This is a genomic window from Kocuria sp. KKT182, from assembly GCF_055635395.1.
The window spans coordinates 3,839,860-3,856,172 of the sequence record NZ_CM145757.1; the positions used below are offsets into that span (position 1 = coordinate 3,839,860).

The following is a 16,313-nucleotide window of genomic DNA, read 5'->3' on the forward strand; positions in this document are numbered from 1 at the left end:
GGAAACACAGCTCGATTCCGTCCTGCCTGTGAAGCGCACCACATCCTGACGTGGCCGGATGTGATCGCCCGCCCTCGTGCGGGGGACAACCGCGGCGAGCCGGTGCCCGGCCCCCGCTCGGGGGACACCGGCACCGGGACCGGGGACAAGAACGCCGGCCGGGGACGGCAGAACGCCCGGCCGGAGAACCGGCCGGGCGTTCAGCGGGTGGCGAGGGGTCAGCGGGTGACCCAGGTCCGCTTCGTGATCGAGGACCAGTGCACGGTGTAGCCGTTCGAGAACCGCTGGCGCACCTCGGAGCCGTACCGGTACTCGTCGGTGCTCGGGTAGCCGTAGCCCCGCTCGTAGCCGGCGGACTTCCAGCGCTGGCCGATCGCGCTGTTCTCCTTCACGGCCTTCGCACCGGTCCGGGGGCTCCAGAGGACCTTGTGCACGGTGGCCCCGCTGCGGAACACCTGGTAGGCGCCGCCGCCGGTGAGTCCGCCGCGCTCCGGGCTGCTGGGGTAGCCGTAGCCGCGCTCGTGCCCGGCGGCGGCGAACTTCTGGCCGATGGCGCTGTTGAAGCGCACCGGCCAGGCGCCGGTGGGGGCGCTCCAGTAGAAGGTGGTGCTCCTGGCGAAGCTCTGCAGGGCGCCGCCGCCCACCAGGCCGCCGCGCTCGTTCATGGTGGGGGCGCCGAACACGGCGGCCCCGCCCAGCGCGCGGTACTGGTTGCCGATCCCGCCGCGCACCGTGTACCCGGCGGAGGTGATCGGGGCGGTGGGGGGCTTGGGCGCCGCGACCGTGCCCACCGTGGAGCGGGTGTCCGCGGGGGCCTGGCCGGCGGCGTAGCCGTAGGAGTTCACGGTGCCGACCAGCTTCCAGCCCTGCTTGTTCCCGGACAGCTGCCCGTCCACGTAGGTCAGGCCGATGCCGATGACCGTCATCCTCGGGTCGGTCAGCACCTTGTTGTGCGCCTTCGAGCCCTTCCACCAGTTCATGAGCTCGGTGACGGTGCCCTGCCAGGACACGGAGTGGATCTCGCCGACGGCGTTCCAGTTCCCGGCGCGCTCGTCCTTCCAGAAGTCGTCGGTGTGGTCGATGACCTCCTCGCGGACCAGGCGGGTGGACTGCTCCTGGCCGATCTTGGAGAGCGTGGCCGAGTACTTGACCGGGGCGAGGCCCTTGGCCTTGCGGTGGGCGTTGATCAGGTCCAGCAGCCGCTGGGTGTCGGCCGAGCGGGTGCTCGTGGAGACGTTGACGATGTCCGAGGTCGCCGCGGCGGCGGGGGCCGCCGCGAGCATCCCGGTGGCGGGGACCGCCAGGGCGAGGGCCGCCGCGGTGAGCGCCAGGCGGCCGGTGGTGCGGGGGCGCGCGGGGGCGCGGTGCTTGGCGGTGTTCATCGGGTGGCCCAGGTCCTCTTCGTGGTGGTGGAGTAGTGCACGGTGAAGTTCTTGGAGAACTTCTGGCGGACCTCGGTGCCGTAGCGGTACTCGCCGGTGGTCGGGTAGCCGTAGCCGCGCTCGGAGCCTGCGGCCTTCCACTCCCGGCCGATCGCGCTGTTCTCCTTCACGGCGTGGGCGCCGGAGGCGGAGCTCCAGAGGATCTTGTGGACGTCGTTGCCGCGCCGGAACAGCTGGTAGGAGCCGCCGTTGACCAGGCCGCCGATCTCGGGGGTGGAGGGGTAGCCGTAGCCGCGCTCGTAGCCGCCGCGCTTCCACGCCGCGCCGATCCCGCTGGTCTCCCGGACGGGCTGGGCGCCGGTGGCCGGGCTCCACAGGACCTTGTTCACGGCGCCGCCGCTGCGGAACACCTGGTAGGCGCCGCCGCCGGTGAGGCCCGTGATCTCGCGGGTGGACGGGTAGCCGAAGCCGTTCTCGTAGCGGTTCGCCGTGAACTTCCGGCCGATGGCGCCGTTGAAGTTCACGGGCCACGCCCCGGTGGGGGAGCTCCAGTAGAAGGTGGAGTTCTTGGAGAACCGCTGGTACACGCCGCCGTTGACCAGGCCGCCGCGCTCGTTCATGGTCGGGGTGCCGAAGACGGAGGATCCGCCGAGGGCCCGGTACTGGTTGCCGATGCCGCCCTTGACCACGTATCCGGCGGGGGACACCTGGGTGGGGGTCCCGGTCGGGGTGCCGGCCGGTGCCCGGCCGCCCATCGGCTTGTAATAGCGGTTGCGCACCAGGTCCTGGAGCTGCGCGGTGCTGCCGCGGAAGACGTTGGCGTCGATCCGCTCGGTGAACCCGGCGTCGGTGTACTGCCAGAAGTCGTAGGTGGACCAGGCGCTGGGCACCCGGGGTCCCGTGGTCTCGTAGGCAGCGATGTGCAGGGGGTGGTCGTTGAACGCACTGGTGTTGCCGGTGCAGTCCTGCCACCAGTAGTAGTTCGTGTAGATGGCCGGCACGCGCCCGGTGCGGGCCTTGTACCGGTTGGAGAAGTCGCGGATCCAGCTGACCATCTCGGACTGGCTGAAGCCGTAGCACTGGTTGCCGTACAGGGAGGGGTACGGGTTGTTCTCGACGTCCAGCAGGCCCGGCAGGGTCCGGCCGTCCGCGGACCAGCCGCCGCCGTTGTTGATGAAGTAGTCCGCCTGCTTCGCGCCCGAGGAGTCCCGGGTGGGGATCGCGAAGTGGTACCCGCCGCGGTGCATGCCCACGGCACCCGCCCCGGCGTACTGCTGCTGGAACAGGCTGTTGCGGATGCTGTCGCCCTCGGAGGTCTTGACGTAGGCGAAGCGCGAGCCCTGGTTCCACAGGCTCGACCAGTTCAGGGACGGCTGCCAGTTGGAGACGTCCGTGCCTTTGATGCCGCTGGGGGCCCAGGACGCGGCGGCGCCGAGGGACTCGGCCGACGCGACCCCCGCGACAGCCTCCTCCGCGGTGTCGCCGTCCGCCGCGCCGGCAGCGGCGCCGTCGTCGTCGTCGTCGGTGTCCGTGGCGCCGGAGAGCTCCTCCGCGGTGCGGGCGGAGGAGGCGGCCATCTGCTCGAAGTGGCTCTCGGACTTGGCCCACTGGCCCATCACGGCGCCGCCGTGGGGGTCGCCCGCGGCCGGCTGCGTGCCGGCGCGCGCCGGGTCGGGGAGAACGGCCTCGCCGGTGGTCGCGTCCACCAGGGTGGAGACGATCTCGCCGTCGGACTCCACGACCTTGGAGACCAGGTTGCCCTGCCGCTCCTCGGAGAGGGTGGTCGATCGGGTGGTGGCGGCCTCTTCCAGGGCCGCGACCGGGGTCAGTGTGGTAATGGCCAGCACCGCCGCCGTGAGGGCGGCAGGCAGCGTCAGTCGGGGGGGTGCTTTCACGCTGGAACGCCTAACTCGCATGGATCGTTGGGGGAACGACTCGTGCAAGGCCATCGGGATGGGGGGAAGATCCTCAGAGCCACGACGAGTATAAAGGCGCGTTTGCATAAACAATCAATAACGATGGGCCGTGTTACGCACCCGTACATCTCTGGCCGTAGTGATTCTGTCCGCGGGGTGCGTTGCGGGGTGCGTTGCGGGGGCCGCGCGCCGGGGAACGACGACGACGGACCCGGCGCGGCGCGGGTCCCGTCGGCGGCGCGATCCCGGTGGTCGGGCGAAGACCCAGCTCAGGACCCGGTGCCGGATACGATGAACCGGACTCGACCCCCCAGAGGAGAACCATGGCCCCCACGCGCATCCTGACGGTCTGCACGGGCAACGTGTGCCGCTCGCCCATGGCGGCGGTCGAGCTCGACCACGGCCTCAACGAGATCTCGCCCGGCGGCTTCGAGGTGACGAGCGCCGGGATGCACGCGCTGGTGGACGAGGGCTTCGAGCAGCGGGTGGGCAGGCTGGCCCAGGACCGCGGCCTGGAGGCCGCCGCCGCGCACCGGGCCCGGCAGGTCACCCCGGATGTGCTGAAGGACACCGACCTGGTGCTCGTGATGGCCCGGGAGCACACCCAGCCGGTGCTGCAGCAGTCACCGCGGCTGCTGAAGAAGGTCTTCACCCTGCGGGAGTTCGCCCGGATCCTGCAGTACCTCTCCACCGACCCGGAGCTCGACCGCGCGGTGCCGTCCGACCGTGCCGAGCGCTGGGCCTGGCTGGTCCAGCAGGCGCCGCGGCTGCGGCAGCGGGTGCCGGTGCGCCACCCCGAGCGCAACGACGTGATCGACCCCTACCGCCAGGAGGACGCTGTGCTCCAGCAGATGGCGGACGAGTTGTTCGAGGCCACGGACGCGATCCTCGCCTTCGAACGCCGCTACGCGGAGCCCGCGCCGGTGGCAGAGTAGTACTGCGTCAGGTGTGTTTTGCGCGGGTGCCTGTTCCACCCGGGTGGGGCGCCTTGTGGGGCGGGGAGTCCTGCACCGACCGCGCGGACGTTCAGTCCTGACCGAACCTCTGCTGGGCCGCTTGGCGCGTCGTGTCGAGAGCGGAACCGATCAAGGCCCAGGATTCGCCGGCCGCACGGGCGGCCTTCACCGCCTCCCGCAGTTCGTTCTCCGCCTCGGTGATGTGCTGCCGAGCGGCCAGGATGCGCCGGAAGTGCACGGCGTCACGAGCGGGGTGCGACGACACATCGAGTTCGTCCAGTCCTGTGCGGTCGTGCGCGGTTGCGATATCCATGGAATTCCACCTCATCTCAAATAGTCGTAGAACTTCGGTCTGAGCAGATCGGCGTGGATGATCCTCGTCGGTTCTCCGGCTGGTACGGCGACCAGCTCGAGGAGCCTGCCGTGTTGGTCGGGCCCGATGACCAGGAGGCGGTCTTCGCCCTGGTACTCGTACTCGACCAGACGGATCGCATTTACCCACGCGTGCTCGATGTCGGCGTCGTCGATGCCGTGCTTCCGCGCGGATCCCCGAACCTCCATTTCTCCAATGTGCCGGACCGCCCCGGGCGTGTCAAGATGAAATTGACGCCAACCGCCATGGTGGGCGCGCTCCGCCGCCGCGGGCTGGTGACGAGAAGGACGAACGGGCACGTCACACGCCTGTTCGCTGCTTGACCGATGAACGGGACCGGTTCCTTAATGGAGCTCAGGTCGGCCACGCCTGCGAGGAGAACCCGTTCCCGGTCCCGTGGACGATGACCGGGTGCTGCACTGATCATTCGCGAGGAGTTCCTGATGGCCGCTGACCGAGCACTCCCGGAGGACTTCCACGCGCTGTACGACGCCGGCGTCCGGAACGCCCGTGGCACCGCGCCGCCGGCTGCTCCGGCTCCTGGGTCGCCGGGCCACCTCCGAATGGACGCGCAGCTCGGCGACCTGGAGGTGGACTACGACCAGGCGACCGCGCTGCCGAACCGCATCGCACGGCGGGCCCCGGCCGCCGGGCTGTCGGGGGAGGCGGGCGCATCGCCGGAGGAGACCGTCCAGCGCTTCGTCACCGAGCACGGCGACCTGTGGCGGCTGTCCGAGGCGGACGCGCAGGGCGTCACCATCGTGTCGGTGAGCGGACGGGGGCTGCGCACGGTGCAGCTCGTGCAGCGGGCCGACGGCCTGGAGGTCTTCAACTCCGAGGCGACGGCGGCCATCGGACCGGACGGCGACGTGATGTCCGTGGCCGGCCAGTTCTTTCCCGGCGCCGCGCAGGCGGCCGGTGCCCGCGCGGCCAGCACCACCACCGGCGTCACCACGGCGGAGGAGGCGATCGCGGTGGCGGCGTTCGACCTGACCGGGGTCGAGTACCCCGCCACGGCCTTCACCGGGACGAGCACGGCGAGCGCGGCGAGCGCCGAGGACGCCGGGGGTACTGAGACCGGCGACACCGCCGGTGGCGGCTACCGGTTCTACCGCTTCACCGAACCGGCCGGCGCCGAGCCGACCGACACCGAATCGGCTGGCACCGAACTGGCCGGCGCCGGGCGGCCGGCGTTCGAGCGGGAGGTCCGGGTGAAGGACGTGCTGTTCCCGCTGGGCGAGGAGCAGTTCACCCCCGGCTACTACCTGGAGCTTTGGATCGAGGGCTTCCCGGCGTTCAGCTACGTGATCGACGCGCTGGGGGAGCCGGAGGTGCTGTTCCGGAAGAACCTGCGGGCGGACGCCGCCTTCACCTACCGGGTGTTCAACACGGGGGACGCGCTGTTCCGCCCCGAGGACGGGCCGGCGCCCGGGTCGCCGCACCCGACCGGGCGCCCCGACGGCTTCCAGGCCGCCACCATCCCCGACCGGCTGGTCACGCTCGAGAGCCTCCTCCCGGGCGCCCCGTGGCTGCCGGATGGCGCCACGACCACCCGCGGCAACAACTGCATCGCCTACGCGGACGTCCAGGCCCCGGACGGGAGCAGTTCCGGGGACGTGGACGGTCGGGCCACCGGGTCCCGCACGTTCGACCACGCCTACGACCACGCCCGGCCCGCGAGCGACCCCACCAACCTGCAGGCCAGTGTCGTCGGGATGTTCTTCCACGTGAACTGGCTGCACGACCGCTGGTACGAGGCGGGCTTCGACGAGGCGGCCGGCAACGCCCAGCAGGTGAACCTCACGGGGGCGGGCCTCGGCGGGGACCCGATCCTGGCCGAGGGCAACGACTTCAGCGGCACCGACAACGCCAACATGCAGACCCCGGCCGACGGCGCCAGCCCGCGGATGCAGATGTTCGAGTTCCGCGGCGTCGCCCCGCTGCCGTCCCGGACCAGCAACTTCGACGCGCTGATCACCTACCACGAGCTCGGGCACTACATCACCAACCGTCTCGTCGGCAACGCCACCGGGCTGGCCAACCAGCAGGGCCGGGCGATGGGCGAGGGCTGGGGCGACTTCTTCGCGATCACCATGACCTCCCAGGCCACCGACGACTTCGGCACCGGCGCCTTCCCCGCCGGAGGGTGGACCGACCTCACCCCCACCTTCACGGACAACTACTACTTCTCCATCCGCCGCTACCCCTACTCCGCGGACCTGGGCAAGAACCCGCTGACGTTCAAGCACATCAGCAACGGGGTGGTGCTCCCGGCCGGCCCGCCGCGCCGCCCGCACGGCGGCGGGCCGAACAGCGAGGTGCACAACGCCGGCGAGGTCTGGTGCGCCGCCCTGTGGGAGGTCTTCGTCAACCTCGTCGCAGCCCACGGCCACGCCGAGGCCGAGCGCCGCGTGCTCGAGTACGTGGTCGGCGGGCTCAAGCTCACGCCCGGCATGCCGACCTTCACGCTGGCGCGCGACGGCATCGTCACCGCGGTTGCCGCCCTGCACCCCGGCGACCTCGGTGCGGTGTGGCGCGGTTTCGCCAAGCGCGGGCTGGGCGCCGGCGCCGTGTCCCCGCCCAGCACCTCCACGTCGCTCGCGGGCGTGGTCGAGAGCTTCAGCACGCCGTAGGAGGCGCACCATGACGGCCCTCCGCTTCGAGGCAGGAAAGACGTCGGGGAACGACGACGTGCCCCGCGCCGCAGCACCGGACCCGCTGCGGGCCCTGACCGCCGCGGCCGCGGACGCCGGCGCCGCCTGGACGCGGCTCGGCGACACGCTCCTGGTGACCGGGGCGCCGGCCCAGCTGGAGCGGACGGCCGCCGGCCGCGCCCCCGCGGAGCGGATCGGGGTCCCCGCCGCCCGCCTGCACCTGGTGATCCAGAACGGCCGCCAGTTCCAGCAGGCCCACCCCGAGGTCCCGGTGCTTCTCGACCGGGGACGCTATCTCGTCGTCGACCTCGACCCCGCCGAGGCGGGGAGGATCGTCGAGCCGTCCGAGCGGCACCTGCCGTGCTTCGGCGTCCGCCCTCTGCCGGCGAACACCGTGGTCTTCGAGCAGCGGCCACCGGCACCGTCCCGGACCTGGGCCGTGGCGGCGCCGCGCGCAGCCGCCGTGTCCCGGGATGGGTTCGCAGCGGATCTGCGCGCGCTCGCCGGACTCGAGACGCGGCACTCGACGAGCCCCGAGTTCCGCACCGCGCTCGACTGGGCCGAGGGCGTGCTGAGCGGCCTGGGCTTCGCGACCCGGACCCAGACGGTGGCGATCCACGGCGGGAGCACGCAGAACCTCATCGCCGAGCGGCCGGGGCACGGCGGCGACGGCCGCGCGGTGCTCGTCACGGCGCACCTCGACTCGATCAACGTCCGGGACGGCGCATCCGCCCCCGCACCGGGCGCCGACGACAACGGCTCCGGTGCCGCCGGGGTACTCGCCGTCGCCCGGGCCCTGCGCGACCATCCCGCCGCCCGCGATCTGCGGCTGATCCTGTTCGGGGGCGAGGAGCAGGGACTGTTCGGCAGCCGACACTACGTCACGGAGCTGGACCAGGCGGCACGCGACCGCATCCACTCGGTGGTCAACATGGACATGATCGCGTCCCGGAACACGCCCGCGCCCACGGTGCTGCTCGAGGGCGCCACCGTGTCCCAGGCCGTGCTGGAGGAGCTGGCCGCCGCGGCGCAGGCGCACACCGGCCTGACCGTGCAGACCAGTCTGATGCCCTTCAACAGCGACCACGTGCCGTTCCTCGACGCAGGCATCCCCGCCGTGCTCACGATCGAGGGGGCCGACGGCGCCAACGACCGCATCCACACCGCCGGCGACACCCTGGAGCACGTCGACCATGACCTCGCCCTCGAGATCCTGCGGATGAACGTCGCCTACCTGGTCCAGGCCCTCGGGTCGGCCTGAGCCAGGACCGGCACCACCGGAGCGAGCGGGACGGCTGCTCAGGCGCCCACGTAGGCGGCGAGGTGCTCGCCCGTGAGGGTGGAGCGGGCGGCGACGAGCTCGGCGGGGGTGCCCTCGAACACGATCCGGCCGCCGTCGTGACCGGCACCGGGGCCGAGGTCGATGATCCGGTCCGCGTGGGCCATGACCGCCTGGTGGTGCTCGATCACGATCACCGACTTGCCGGAGTCGACCAGCCGGTCGAGCAGGCCCAGCAGCTGCTGCACGTCGGCGAGGTGCAGACCCGTGGTCGGCTCGTCGAGGACGTAGACGCCGCCCTTCTTGCCCAGGTGGGTGGCCAGCTTGAGCCGCTGGCGCTCGCCGCCGGAGAGCGTGGTGAGCGGCTGCCCGAGGCTGAGATAGCCTAGCCCCACGTCGGCGAGCCGGTGCAGGATGGCGTGGGCGGCCGGGGTGCGCGCGTCGCCGGCGCCGAAAAACGCCTCGGCCTCCTCGACCGGCATGGCGAGCACGTCGGCGATGTTCTGCCCTCCCAGGGTGTACTCGAGGACCGCGGCCTGGAACCGCCGGCCCTCGCACTCCTCGCAGGTGGTGGCCACCCCGGCCATCATCACCAGGTCGGTGTAGATCACGCCGGCGCCGTTGCAGGCCGGGCAGGCGCCCTCCGAGTTCGCGCTGAACAACGCGGGCTTCACCCCGTTGGCCTTGGCGAAGGCCTTGCGGATCGGGTCCAGCAGACCGGTGTAGGTGGCCGGGTTGCTGCGGCGGGAGCCGCGGATGGCGCCCTGATCGATCGAGACCACGTCCTCCCGGCCGAGCACCGATCCGGTGATCAGCGAGCTCTTGCCGGAGCCGGCCACCCCGGTCAGCACCGTGAGCACGCCGAGCGGGATGTCGACGTCGACGGACCGCAGGTTGTGGGTGTCGGCGCCGCGCACCTCCAGCACCCCGGTGGGGGTGCGCACGGAGGTCTTCAGGGTGGCGCGGTCGTCGAGGTGCCGGCCCGTGAGGGTGTCACCGGCGCGCAGCCCCGCCACGGTGCCCTCGTAGCAGACGGTGCCGCCGGCGGTGCCGGCGCCCGGGCCGAGGTCGACCACGTGGTCGGCGATCGCGATGGTCTCCGGCTTGTGCTCCACGACCAGCACCGTGTTGCCCTTGTCCCGCAGCCGCAGCAGGAGCTGGTTCATCCGCTGGATGTCGTGCGGGTGCAGTCCGATGGTCGGCTCGTCGAAGACGTAGGTGACGTCGGTGAGCGAGGAGCCGAGGTGGCGGATCATCTTGGTGCGCTGGGACTCGCCGCCGGAGAGCGTGCCCGAGGACCGGCTGAGCGAGAGGTAACCGAGCCCGATCTCCACGAACGAGTCGAGGGTCTCGCCGAGCGCGGTGAGCAGCGGCGCCACGGACGGCTCGTCCAGGCCGCGCACCCACGCGGCGAGATCGCTGATCTGCATCGCGCAGGCGTCGGCGATGCTGATTCCCTGGATTTTGGAGGAGCGGGCGGCCGCGCTGAGTCGGGTGCCGCCGCACTCGGGGCACGCGGTGAACGTCACGGCCCTCTCCACGAAGGCGCGGATGTGCGGCTGCAGCGCGGCCACGTCCTTGGACAGGAAGGACTTCTGCATCCGGGGGATCAGGCCCTCGTAGGTGAGGTTGATGTTGTCGACCTTGATCTTGGTCGGCTCCCGGTGAAGCAGGTCGTGCAGCTCGGTCTCGGTGTAGTCGCGGATCGGCTTGTCCGGGTCGAGGAACCCGGAGCCGCCGTAGATCCGGCCGTACCAGCCGTCCGCGCTGTAGCCGGGGATCGTGAGCGCGCCCTCGTTGAGGGACTTGGAGTCGTCGTAGAGCTGGGTCAGGTCGACGTCGTTGACCTGACCCATGCCCTCGCAGCGCGGACACATGCCGCCGGTGATGGAGAAGCTGCGCCGCTCCTTGACGGTCTTCCCGCCGCGCTCCATGGTCACCGCGCCCGCGCCGCTGATCGAGGCGACGTTGAAGGAGAACGCCTTCGCCGTGCCGATGTGGGGCTTGCCGAGCCGGCTGAAAAGGATCCGCAGCATTGCGTCCGCGTCCGTGGCCGTGCCGACCGTGGAGCGGGCGTTGGCGCCCATCCGCTCCTGGTCCACGATGATCGCGGTGGTGAGCCCGTCGAGGACGTCGACGTCGGGGCGGGCCTGGGTGGGCATGAAGCCCTGCACGAAGGTGCTGTAGGTCTCGTTGATCAGCCGCTGCGACTCTGCGGCGATCGTGCCGAACACCAGGGAGCTCTTGCCGGAGCCGGAGATCCCGGTGAACACGGTGAGCCGGCGCTTGGGGAGCTCCACGCTGATGTCCCGGAGGTTGTTCTCGCGGGCGCCCTGCACGCGGATCAGGTCGTGGCGGTCGGCCACGTGCGGCGCAGAGGACGATGCAGGGGAGTGCGGGTCCTGGCTCGGGGGTGTGCTCATCGTGTCTCCATCCCTGGGGGGCGCCTGCGCCGGGATTCCCGACGACGTGGCCCGGTTCGATCCGACCGGTTCCGAGCTTACGTCCGTCCCGCTGGCCGCTCGCGGATTCGACGCCGCCGGCAGCAGAGCCGCTCAGGGCAGAGCCGCGCACAGCAGAAACGGGTTCCGCTCGAGGGAGCCCGGGTCCACGCTGGGCCCATGAACACCACCACCGCACCACCCAGAACCCCGATCGACGACGAGCTCGCCTCCCGGCTGCTGGAGCAGCGCATCATCGTGCTGGGCGCCGAGCTGGACCAGGCCACCGGCAACCGGCTGTGCACGCAGCTGCTGCTGCTCTCCGCCCAGGACCCCAGGCGGGACATCAGCCTCTGGATCAACTCCCCGGGCGGCTCCGTCCCGGCCATGCTCGCGATCATGGACGTCATGCGGATCATCCCCAACGACGTGTCCACCCTGGCCATGGGCCTGGCCTGCAGCGCCGGGCAGTTCCTGCTCTCGGCCGGCACCCCGGGCAAGCGCAGCGCCCTGCCGCACGCCCGGATCCTGCTGCACCAGGGCTCGGCCGGGATCGGCGGCACGGCAGTGGACATCGCCATCCAGGCCGAGGACCTGCGCCACACCCGGGACACCGTGCTCGGGCTCATCGCCGAGCACACCGGTCAGCCGCTCGAGCGGATCGTGTCCGACTCCCAGCGGGACCGCTGGTTCACCGCCGAGGAGGCCCTCACCTACGGCTTCGTGGACCGGGTCATCGCCGGGCTCGACGACGTGCGGCCCCGCTCCGCCACCACGGCCGCCGCGGGGGTGGGGTCATGAGCGGCTACGCCGTGCCCTACGTCGTCGAACGCACACCGAACGGCGAGCGCAGCATGGACGTCTTCAGCCGGCTGCTGGTGGAGCGGATCGTCTACCTCGGCACCGAGATCGACGACGGCGTCGCCAACGTCCTGATCGCCCAGCTGCTCTACCTGGACTCCTACGGCTCCGATCAGCCGATCGGCTTCTACATCAACTCCCCGGGCGGTTCCACCACGGCGATGCTCGCCGTCTACGACGCCATGCAGCACGTGGCCGCGCCCGTGGAGACCACCTGCGTGGGCCAGGCGGCCTCGGCCGCGGCGGTGCTGCTGGCGGCCGGCGCCCCGGGGCGGCGCTCGGTGCTGCCCCACGCCCGGGTGGTGCTGCACCAGCCGGCCGCGCAGGGCCAGGGCACCATCCCGGACCTCATCCTCGAGGCCGAGGAGATCGCCCGCACCCGGGAGCAGCTGGAGCAGGTGCTCGCCCGGCACACCGGGCGCACCCCGGAGCAGATCCGGGCGGACACCGACCGGGACCTGGTGCTCACCGCCGAGGAGGCGGTGGCCTACGGGGTGGCCGACCGGGTCGTGACCCCGCGGGAGGCCCGGGCCCGGTGAGACCGGCGGGACCGGGCAGAGCGCTCAGACGGCCAGGGCCACCGGCCCGGCCAGGCAGACTGGACCGCCCGGGACGGCACGGGCGGCCGGAACGCTGTCGAGCAGCACCCCGGTGGTCCCCTCGGTGAGATCGAGCAGGTTCAGTCCCAGGGCACCGACCACCGCGGCGATGATCTCCGAGGAGGGGTCCTTCACCCCGCGCTCGATCTCGGAGAGGTACTGCGTGGAGACCCCGGAGACGCGGGCCACCTGCGCCAGGGTCAGCCCCTGCGCCAGGCGGTGACGGCGCAGGAACATCCCCAGCACGGACCGCCACAGCGGGTCCACGGGCGCTCGCGGCGCGGCACGCTCCCGCGGCGCGGGCGACGGGAGCCAGGCCGGCGACGAGGGCGAGGTGGGGCGGATCACGTCCTTCATGACCCCATGCTAGGTCCGCACGGGCGCCGGCGGGCGGGTCGTCTGCTGTGAGCGGAGCACGGTGTCCTGTCCACGCCGCGGGCGCGGTGGGATACTGGCCGCATGGATTCGCCGCAGGTGGGCGACCAGCTCCACGAGGGCACGGAGGCGCTCGAGCGGGCCGACTGGGCCGGCGCGCGCCGGGCCTTCGAGCACGTCCTGGACGGCGGCGGATCCCCCGGCGAGGCGGTGGCCGCCGAGGGCCTCGGGCTCGCCCTGTGGTTCGAGGGCCAGGTGGCGCAGGGCATCGCGTGGCGCGAACGGGCCGTCACCGGGTACGTCACGCAGCGCCGGTTCGGCGACGCCGCCCGGGTGGCGGTCTGGGTGTCCGAGCAGCACCAGCTCGCCGGCCGGCCGTCCGCGGCCCGCGGCTGGCTCGCCCGGGCCGAGCGGATCATCGACGGCACCCCCGTGAGCGAGGGCCACGGGTGGGTGGCGGTCGGACGGGCCCAGCAGGCCGCGTCCGTCGAGGAGCAGGCGGCCCAGGCGGAGCAGGCCCACCGGATCGGCCGGGAGACCGGGGCGGAGGACCTCGAGATCCTCGCGCTGAGCCTGCTCGGCCAGGCGGAGCTGACCGCCGGCCACCGGGAGCCGGGCCTGCGCCTGCTCGAGGAGGCCATGGTCGCGGCCACCGCCGGCCGGATCCGCAACATCCACACCATGGGCTCGGCCTACTGCCACCTGGTCATGGCCTGCGCCGAGGCGGAGGAGTGGGAGCGGGCCCGGGAGTGGTGCGAGCACGTCGAGAACTTCGCGCAGACCCACCGGGCGGCGCCGCTGCTGGGGGTCTGCCGGACCGTGCACGCCGACGTCCTGGTGGCCACGGGCCACTGGTCCGAGGCCGAGGAGGCGCTGGAGTCCGCCCTCGCCTCCCACGCCCGGGCCATCCCGGAGCTCAGCGTCCCGGCGCTCGCCACGCTGGCCGAGCTGCGGATCCACCAGGGCCGCCTGCGCGAGGCGGAGCAGCTGCTGTCCGGGCGGGAGGAGCACCCGTCGTCGTTGCGTGCCCTGGCCCTGCTCCACGTGGCCGAGGGGAGACCGCACGTGGCGGTCTCCCTGCTCGAGCGCGGCCTGTCCGAGACGGAGGGGCACGCGGCGCGCACCACGCAGCTGCTGGCCGCCCTCGTCGACGCCACCCTGGCCGCCGGGGACCTCGGGGCCGCCGAGGCCGCCAGCGAGAGCCTGCACCGGATCGCCGGGGAGTCCGAGATGCGCCTCGGCTCGGCCCGCGCCGATCTCGCCGCGGCCCGGCTCGCCCTGGCCACCGGTGACCGGGGCACGGCCGCCGAGCTCGCCCGGCGGGCGCTGCGCGCCTTCGGCGCCATGGCCATGCCGCTGGACGCGGCCCTGGCCCGGCTCGACCTGGCCCGGTCGGTCATGCACGGATCGCCCGACCTGGCGCGGGAGGAGGTGCTGGCCGCCCAGGGCGTCTTCCGCGACCTGGGGGCGTCCCGGGAGCTGGACGCCGCGGCCTGGCTCCTGCGCGAGCTCGGGGGCGGCACGGGCCCCCGGCCGCGGAACGGGGGCGAGCTGACCTCGCGGGAGCACGAGGTGCTGGACCTGATCGCCCTCGGGATGTCCAATGCCCGGATCGCGAGAGCCCTGAGCATCGGCGAGAAGACCGCCGGGCACCACGTGAGCAGGATCCTCATGAAGCTCGGGGTGCACAACCGCGCGGAGGCGGCCGCGCACGCCGCGGGCAGGGACAAGGGGTAGAGGAGGAGTGGGGAGAAGGTAGGGAGCGAATAGGGAGTTCTCCCGATGTTCGGCTCGGACGATCGGCGGATCCTGGGACGCGTGACACAGCTTCACAGCACCCCAGCAGCAGACCTCGACCCGAGGTACCCGACCCCTCGACCAGGAGACCCCGTCATGAGCCAGACCATCAGCCCCCGGACCGCGGACCACGAGCTCAAGGCCAAGCACCGCGCCATCTGGGCCTCGGGCGACTACCCGACCATGGTGGAGACGTTCCTGCTCCCGCTGGGCCCGCGCCTGGTCGGGGCGGCCGGCGTCACCGCCGGCCAGCGCGTCCTCGACGTCGGCGCCGGCAACGGCAACGCCTCCCTCCCCGCGGCCGCCACGGGTGCCCGCGTCACCGCCGGCGACCTCACCCCCGAGCTGCTCGACGACGGCAGGCGGCGCGCCGCGGTCGCCGGACTCGACCTCGAGTGGGTCGAGGCCGACGCCGAGCACCTCCCGTTCGAGGACGCATCCTACGACGTGGTGATGTCCTCGATCGGCGCCATGTTCGCCCCCCACCACCAGCAGACGGCCGACGAGCTGGTGCGCGTGACCCGCCCCGGCGGGACCCTCGCCCTCCTGAGCTGGACGCCCGAAGGATTGGTGGGTGAGCTCTTCCGCACGATGAAGCCCTTCGCCCCGACCCCGCCGCCGGGCGTGCAGCCCCCGCCGCTGTGGGGGAGCGAGGAGCACCTGCGGGGGCTCTTCGGCGGACGGGTTCAGTTCCACCGGGTCCTCCGGGACGTCCTCGAGGTCACGGCGTTCGAGCGGCCCCGCGGCTTCGGCGAGCACTTCAAGGCCAACTACGGCCCCACCATCGCCGTGCGGAAGAACGCCGAGCGCGAGGGCCGGGCCGCGGAGTTCGACGAAGCGCTCGACCAGCTCTGCGACGAGTGGAACCGGGGCACGCCCGAGCGGGCACGCTTCGAGATGGAGTACCTGGTGGCGGTCGGCACGCGGCCGTGACCTTGACCGGCAACCAAAAGGTTGCCTAATCTGGTGGCGTGGACATCGTGTTCCAGGCCCTGGCCCATCCCGCGCGGCGGATCCTCCTCGAGGAGCTCGCCGCGCGGGATGACCAGAGCCTCTTCGAGCTCACCGTGCGGCTCATCAACGACCACGGCCTGGCCATGACCCGGCAGGCCGTGACCAAGCACCTGGCCGTGCTGCGCGAGGCCGGCCTGGTGACCTCCACCGTTCAGGGGCGCACCACGGTGCACCACCTGGACACCTCCCCGCTCACCGACGTGCGGCAGTGGATGGACTCGCTGCCGCCCCCGCCGAAGGACACGCCGTGATCATCACCTACGCCTCCGTCTTCGTGGACGACCAGCAGAAGGCCCTGGACTTCTACACGGAAAAGCTCGGCTTCCAGCTCAAGGTCGACGTGCCGACCGGCCCCTACCGGTGGCTGACCGTCGTCTCGCCGCAGGCCCCGGACGGGGTGCAGCTGCTGCTGGAGCCCTCCGAGCACCCGGCCGTCCACCCGTTCAAGGACGCCCTGGTGGCAGACGGCATTCCGTTCAACAGCTTCGGCGTGGAGGACGTGCAGGCCGAATACGAGCGGCTCACCGGACTGGGCGTGCGCTTCGTGCAGGAACCGACCGCGATGGGCCCCGTCACCACCGCGGTGCTCGACGACACCTGCGGCAACCTGATCCAGATCGCCCACCTGAACGACCCGGAGGCGGCCGGGCAGTAGGCGCGGCGCAG

15 protein-coding genes are annotated in these 16,313 nt (G+C 72.2%); 10 read left to right on the forward strand and 5 right to left on the reverse strand.

Going from position 1 to position 16,313, the window contains the following annotated elements; all coding sequences use genetic code 11:
• Window positions 1-218: 218 nt before the first annotated feature.
• Both ACZ2G1_RS17795 and ACZ2G1_RS17800 read right to left on the reverse strand, forming a co-directional pair.
• Window positions 219-1,382 carry a CAP domain-containing protein gene (locus ACZ2G1_RS17795; protein WP_095650415.1) on the reverse strand — a complete coding sequence of 388 codons (1,164 nt, stop codon included), beginning with the start codon at window positions 1,380-1,382 and terminating at the stop codon, window positions 219-221.
• Window positions 1,379-3,277, reverse strand: coding sequence for a GH25 family lysozyme (locus ACZ2G1_RS17800; RefSeq protein WP_470377239.1), 1,899 nt, complete (start codon window positions 3,275-3,277; stop codon window positions 1,379-1,381). Before ACZ2G1_RS17800 ends, ACZ2G1_RS17795 begins: the two co-directional genes overlap by 4 nt.
• A 344-nt stretch (window positions 3,278-3,621) precedes the next feature.
• Between ACZ2G1_RS17800 and ACZ2G1_RS17805 the strand changes: the two genes are divergently transcribed.
• On the forward strand, window positions 3,622-4,233 hold the full coding sequence (locus tag ACZ2G1_RS17805; protein WP_035926630.1) for an arsenate reductase/protein-tyrosine-phosphatase family protein: 612 nt from the start codon (window positions 3,622-3,624) through the stop codon (window positions 4,231-4,233).
• A 91-nt stretch (window positions 4,234-4,324) separates the two neighbouring features.
• On the opposite strand, the gene ACZ2G1_RS17810 is transcribed toward ACZ2G1_RS17805, so the two are convergent.
• A complete protein-coding gene (locus ACZ2G1_RS17810) occupies window positions 4,325-4,567 on the reverse strand; it encodes a hypothetical protein (protein WP_470377240.1) in 243 nt (80 codons plus the stop codon).
• Window positions 4,568-4,620: 53 nt separating this feature from the next.
• Between ACZ2G1_RS17810 and ACZ2G1_RS17815 the strand changes: the two genes are divergently transcribed.
• The 3 genes from ACZ2G1_RS17815 (at window position 4,621) to ACZ2G1_RS17825 (ending at window position 8,542) form a co-directional block, all read left to right on the forward strand.
• A complete protein-coding gene (locus ACZ2G1_RS17815) occupies window positions 4,621-4,950 on the forward strand; it encodes a hypothetical protein (RefSeq protein ID WP_167508901.1) in 330 nt (109 codons plus the stop codon).
• 120 nt (window positions 4,951-5,070) lie between these two features.
• The gene (locus ACZ2G1_RS17820; RefSeq protein ID WP_470377241.1) at window positions 5,071-7,260 is read left to right on the forward strand and encodes a M36 family metallopeptidase; all 2,190 of its coding nucleotides are present in this window, start codon (window positions 5,071-5,073) and stop codon (window positions 7,258-7,260) included.
• A gap of 10 nt (window positions 7,261-7,270) precedes the next feature.
• Window positions 7,271-8,542, forward strand: a complete 1,272-nt coding sequence (locus ACZ2G1_RS17825) for a M28 family metallopeptidase (protein WP_470377242.1) — start codon at window positions 7,271-7,273, stop codon at window positions 8,540-8,542.
• 38 nt (window positions 8,543-8,580) lie between these two features.
• Here ACZ2G1_RS17825 and ACZ2G1_RS17830 read toward each other — a convergent pair whose 3' ends face one another.
• Complete coding sequence (locus ACZ2G1_RS17830; RefSeq protein WP_470377243.1) at window positions 8,581-10,983, reverse strand: ATP-binding cassette domain-containing protein; 2,403 nt, start codon at window positions 10,981-10,983, stop codon at window positions 8,581-8,583.
• Between the two features lie 198 nt (window positions 10,984-11,181).
• Here ACZ2G1_RS17830 and ACZ2G1_RS17835 point away from each other — a divergent pair, with 198 nt between their 5' ends.
• Window positions 11,182-11,802, forward strand: coding sequence for a ClpP family protease (locus ACZ2G1_RS17835; protein ID WP_470377244.1), 621 nt, complete (start codon window positions 11,182-11,184; stop codon window positions 11,800-11,802).
• Entirely contained in the window at window positions 11,799-12,401 is a 603-nt protein-coding gene (locus ACZ2G1_RS17840; RefSeq protein WP_470377245.1) for a ClpP family protease, read from the forward strand. Before ACZ2G1_RS17835 ends, ACZ2G1_RS17840 begins: the two co-directional genes overlap by 4 nt.
• A 24-nt stretch (window positions 12,402-12,425) precedes the next feature.
• On the opposite strand, the gene ACZ2G1_RS17845 is transcribed toward ACZ2G1_RS17840, so the two are convergent.
• Window positions 12,426-12,818: a helix-turn-helix domain-containing protein gene (locus tag ACZ2G1_RS17845; protein ID WP_470377246.1), complete on the reverse strand. Its 393-nt coding sequence runs from the start codon at window positions 12,816-12,818 to the stop codon at window positions 12,426-12,428.
• Between the two features lie 102 nt (window positions 12,819-12,920).
• Between ACZ2G1_RS17845 and ACZ2G1_RS17850 the strand changes: the two genes are divergently transcribed.
• The 4 genes from ACZ2G1_RS17850 to ACZ2G1_RS17865 all read left to right on the forward strand — a co-directional run bounded on the left by ACZ2G1_RS17850 (window position 12,921) and on the right by ACZ2G1_RS17865 (window position 16,302).
• Window positions 12,921-14,573: a LuxR C-terminal-related transcriptional regulator gene (locus ACZ2G1_RS17850; protein ID WP_470377247.1), complete on the forward strand. Its 1,653-nt coding sequence runs from the start codon at window positions 12,921-12,923 to the stop codon at window positions 14,571-14,573.
• 156 nt (window positions 14,574-14,729) lie between these two features.
• The gene (locus tag ACZ2G1_RS17855) at window positions 14,730-15,566 is read left to right on the forward strand and encodes a class I SAM-dependent methyltransferase (RefSeq protein WP_470377248.1); all 837 of its coding nucleotides are present in this window, start codon (window positions 14,730-14,732) and stop codon (window positions 15,564-15,566) included.
• Between the two features lie 38 nt (window positions 15,567-15,604).
• Window positions 15,605-15,898, forward strand: a complete 294-nt coding sequence (locus ACZ2G1_RS17860) for an ArsR/SmtB family transcription factor (protein ID WP_470377249.1) — start codon at window positions 15,605-15,607, stop codon at window positions 15,896-15,898.
• Complete coding sequence (locus ACZ2G1_RS17865) at window positions 15,895-16,302, forward strand: VOC family protein (protein WP_470377250.1); 408 nt, start codon at window positions 15,895-15,897, stop codon at window positions 16,300-16,302. Before ACZ2G1_RS17860 ends, ACZ2G1_RS17865 begins: the two co-directional genes overlap by 4 nt.
• The last annotated feature ends 11 nt before the right edge of the window (window positions 16,303-16,313 follow it).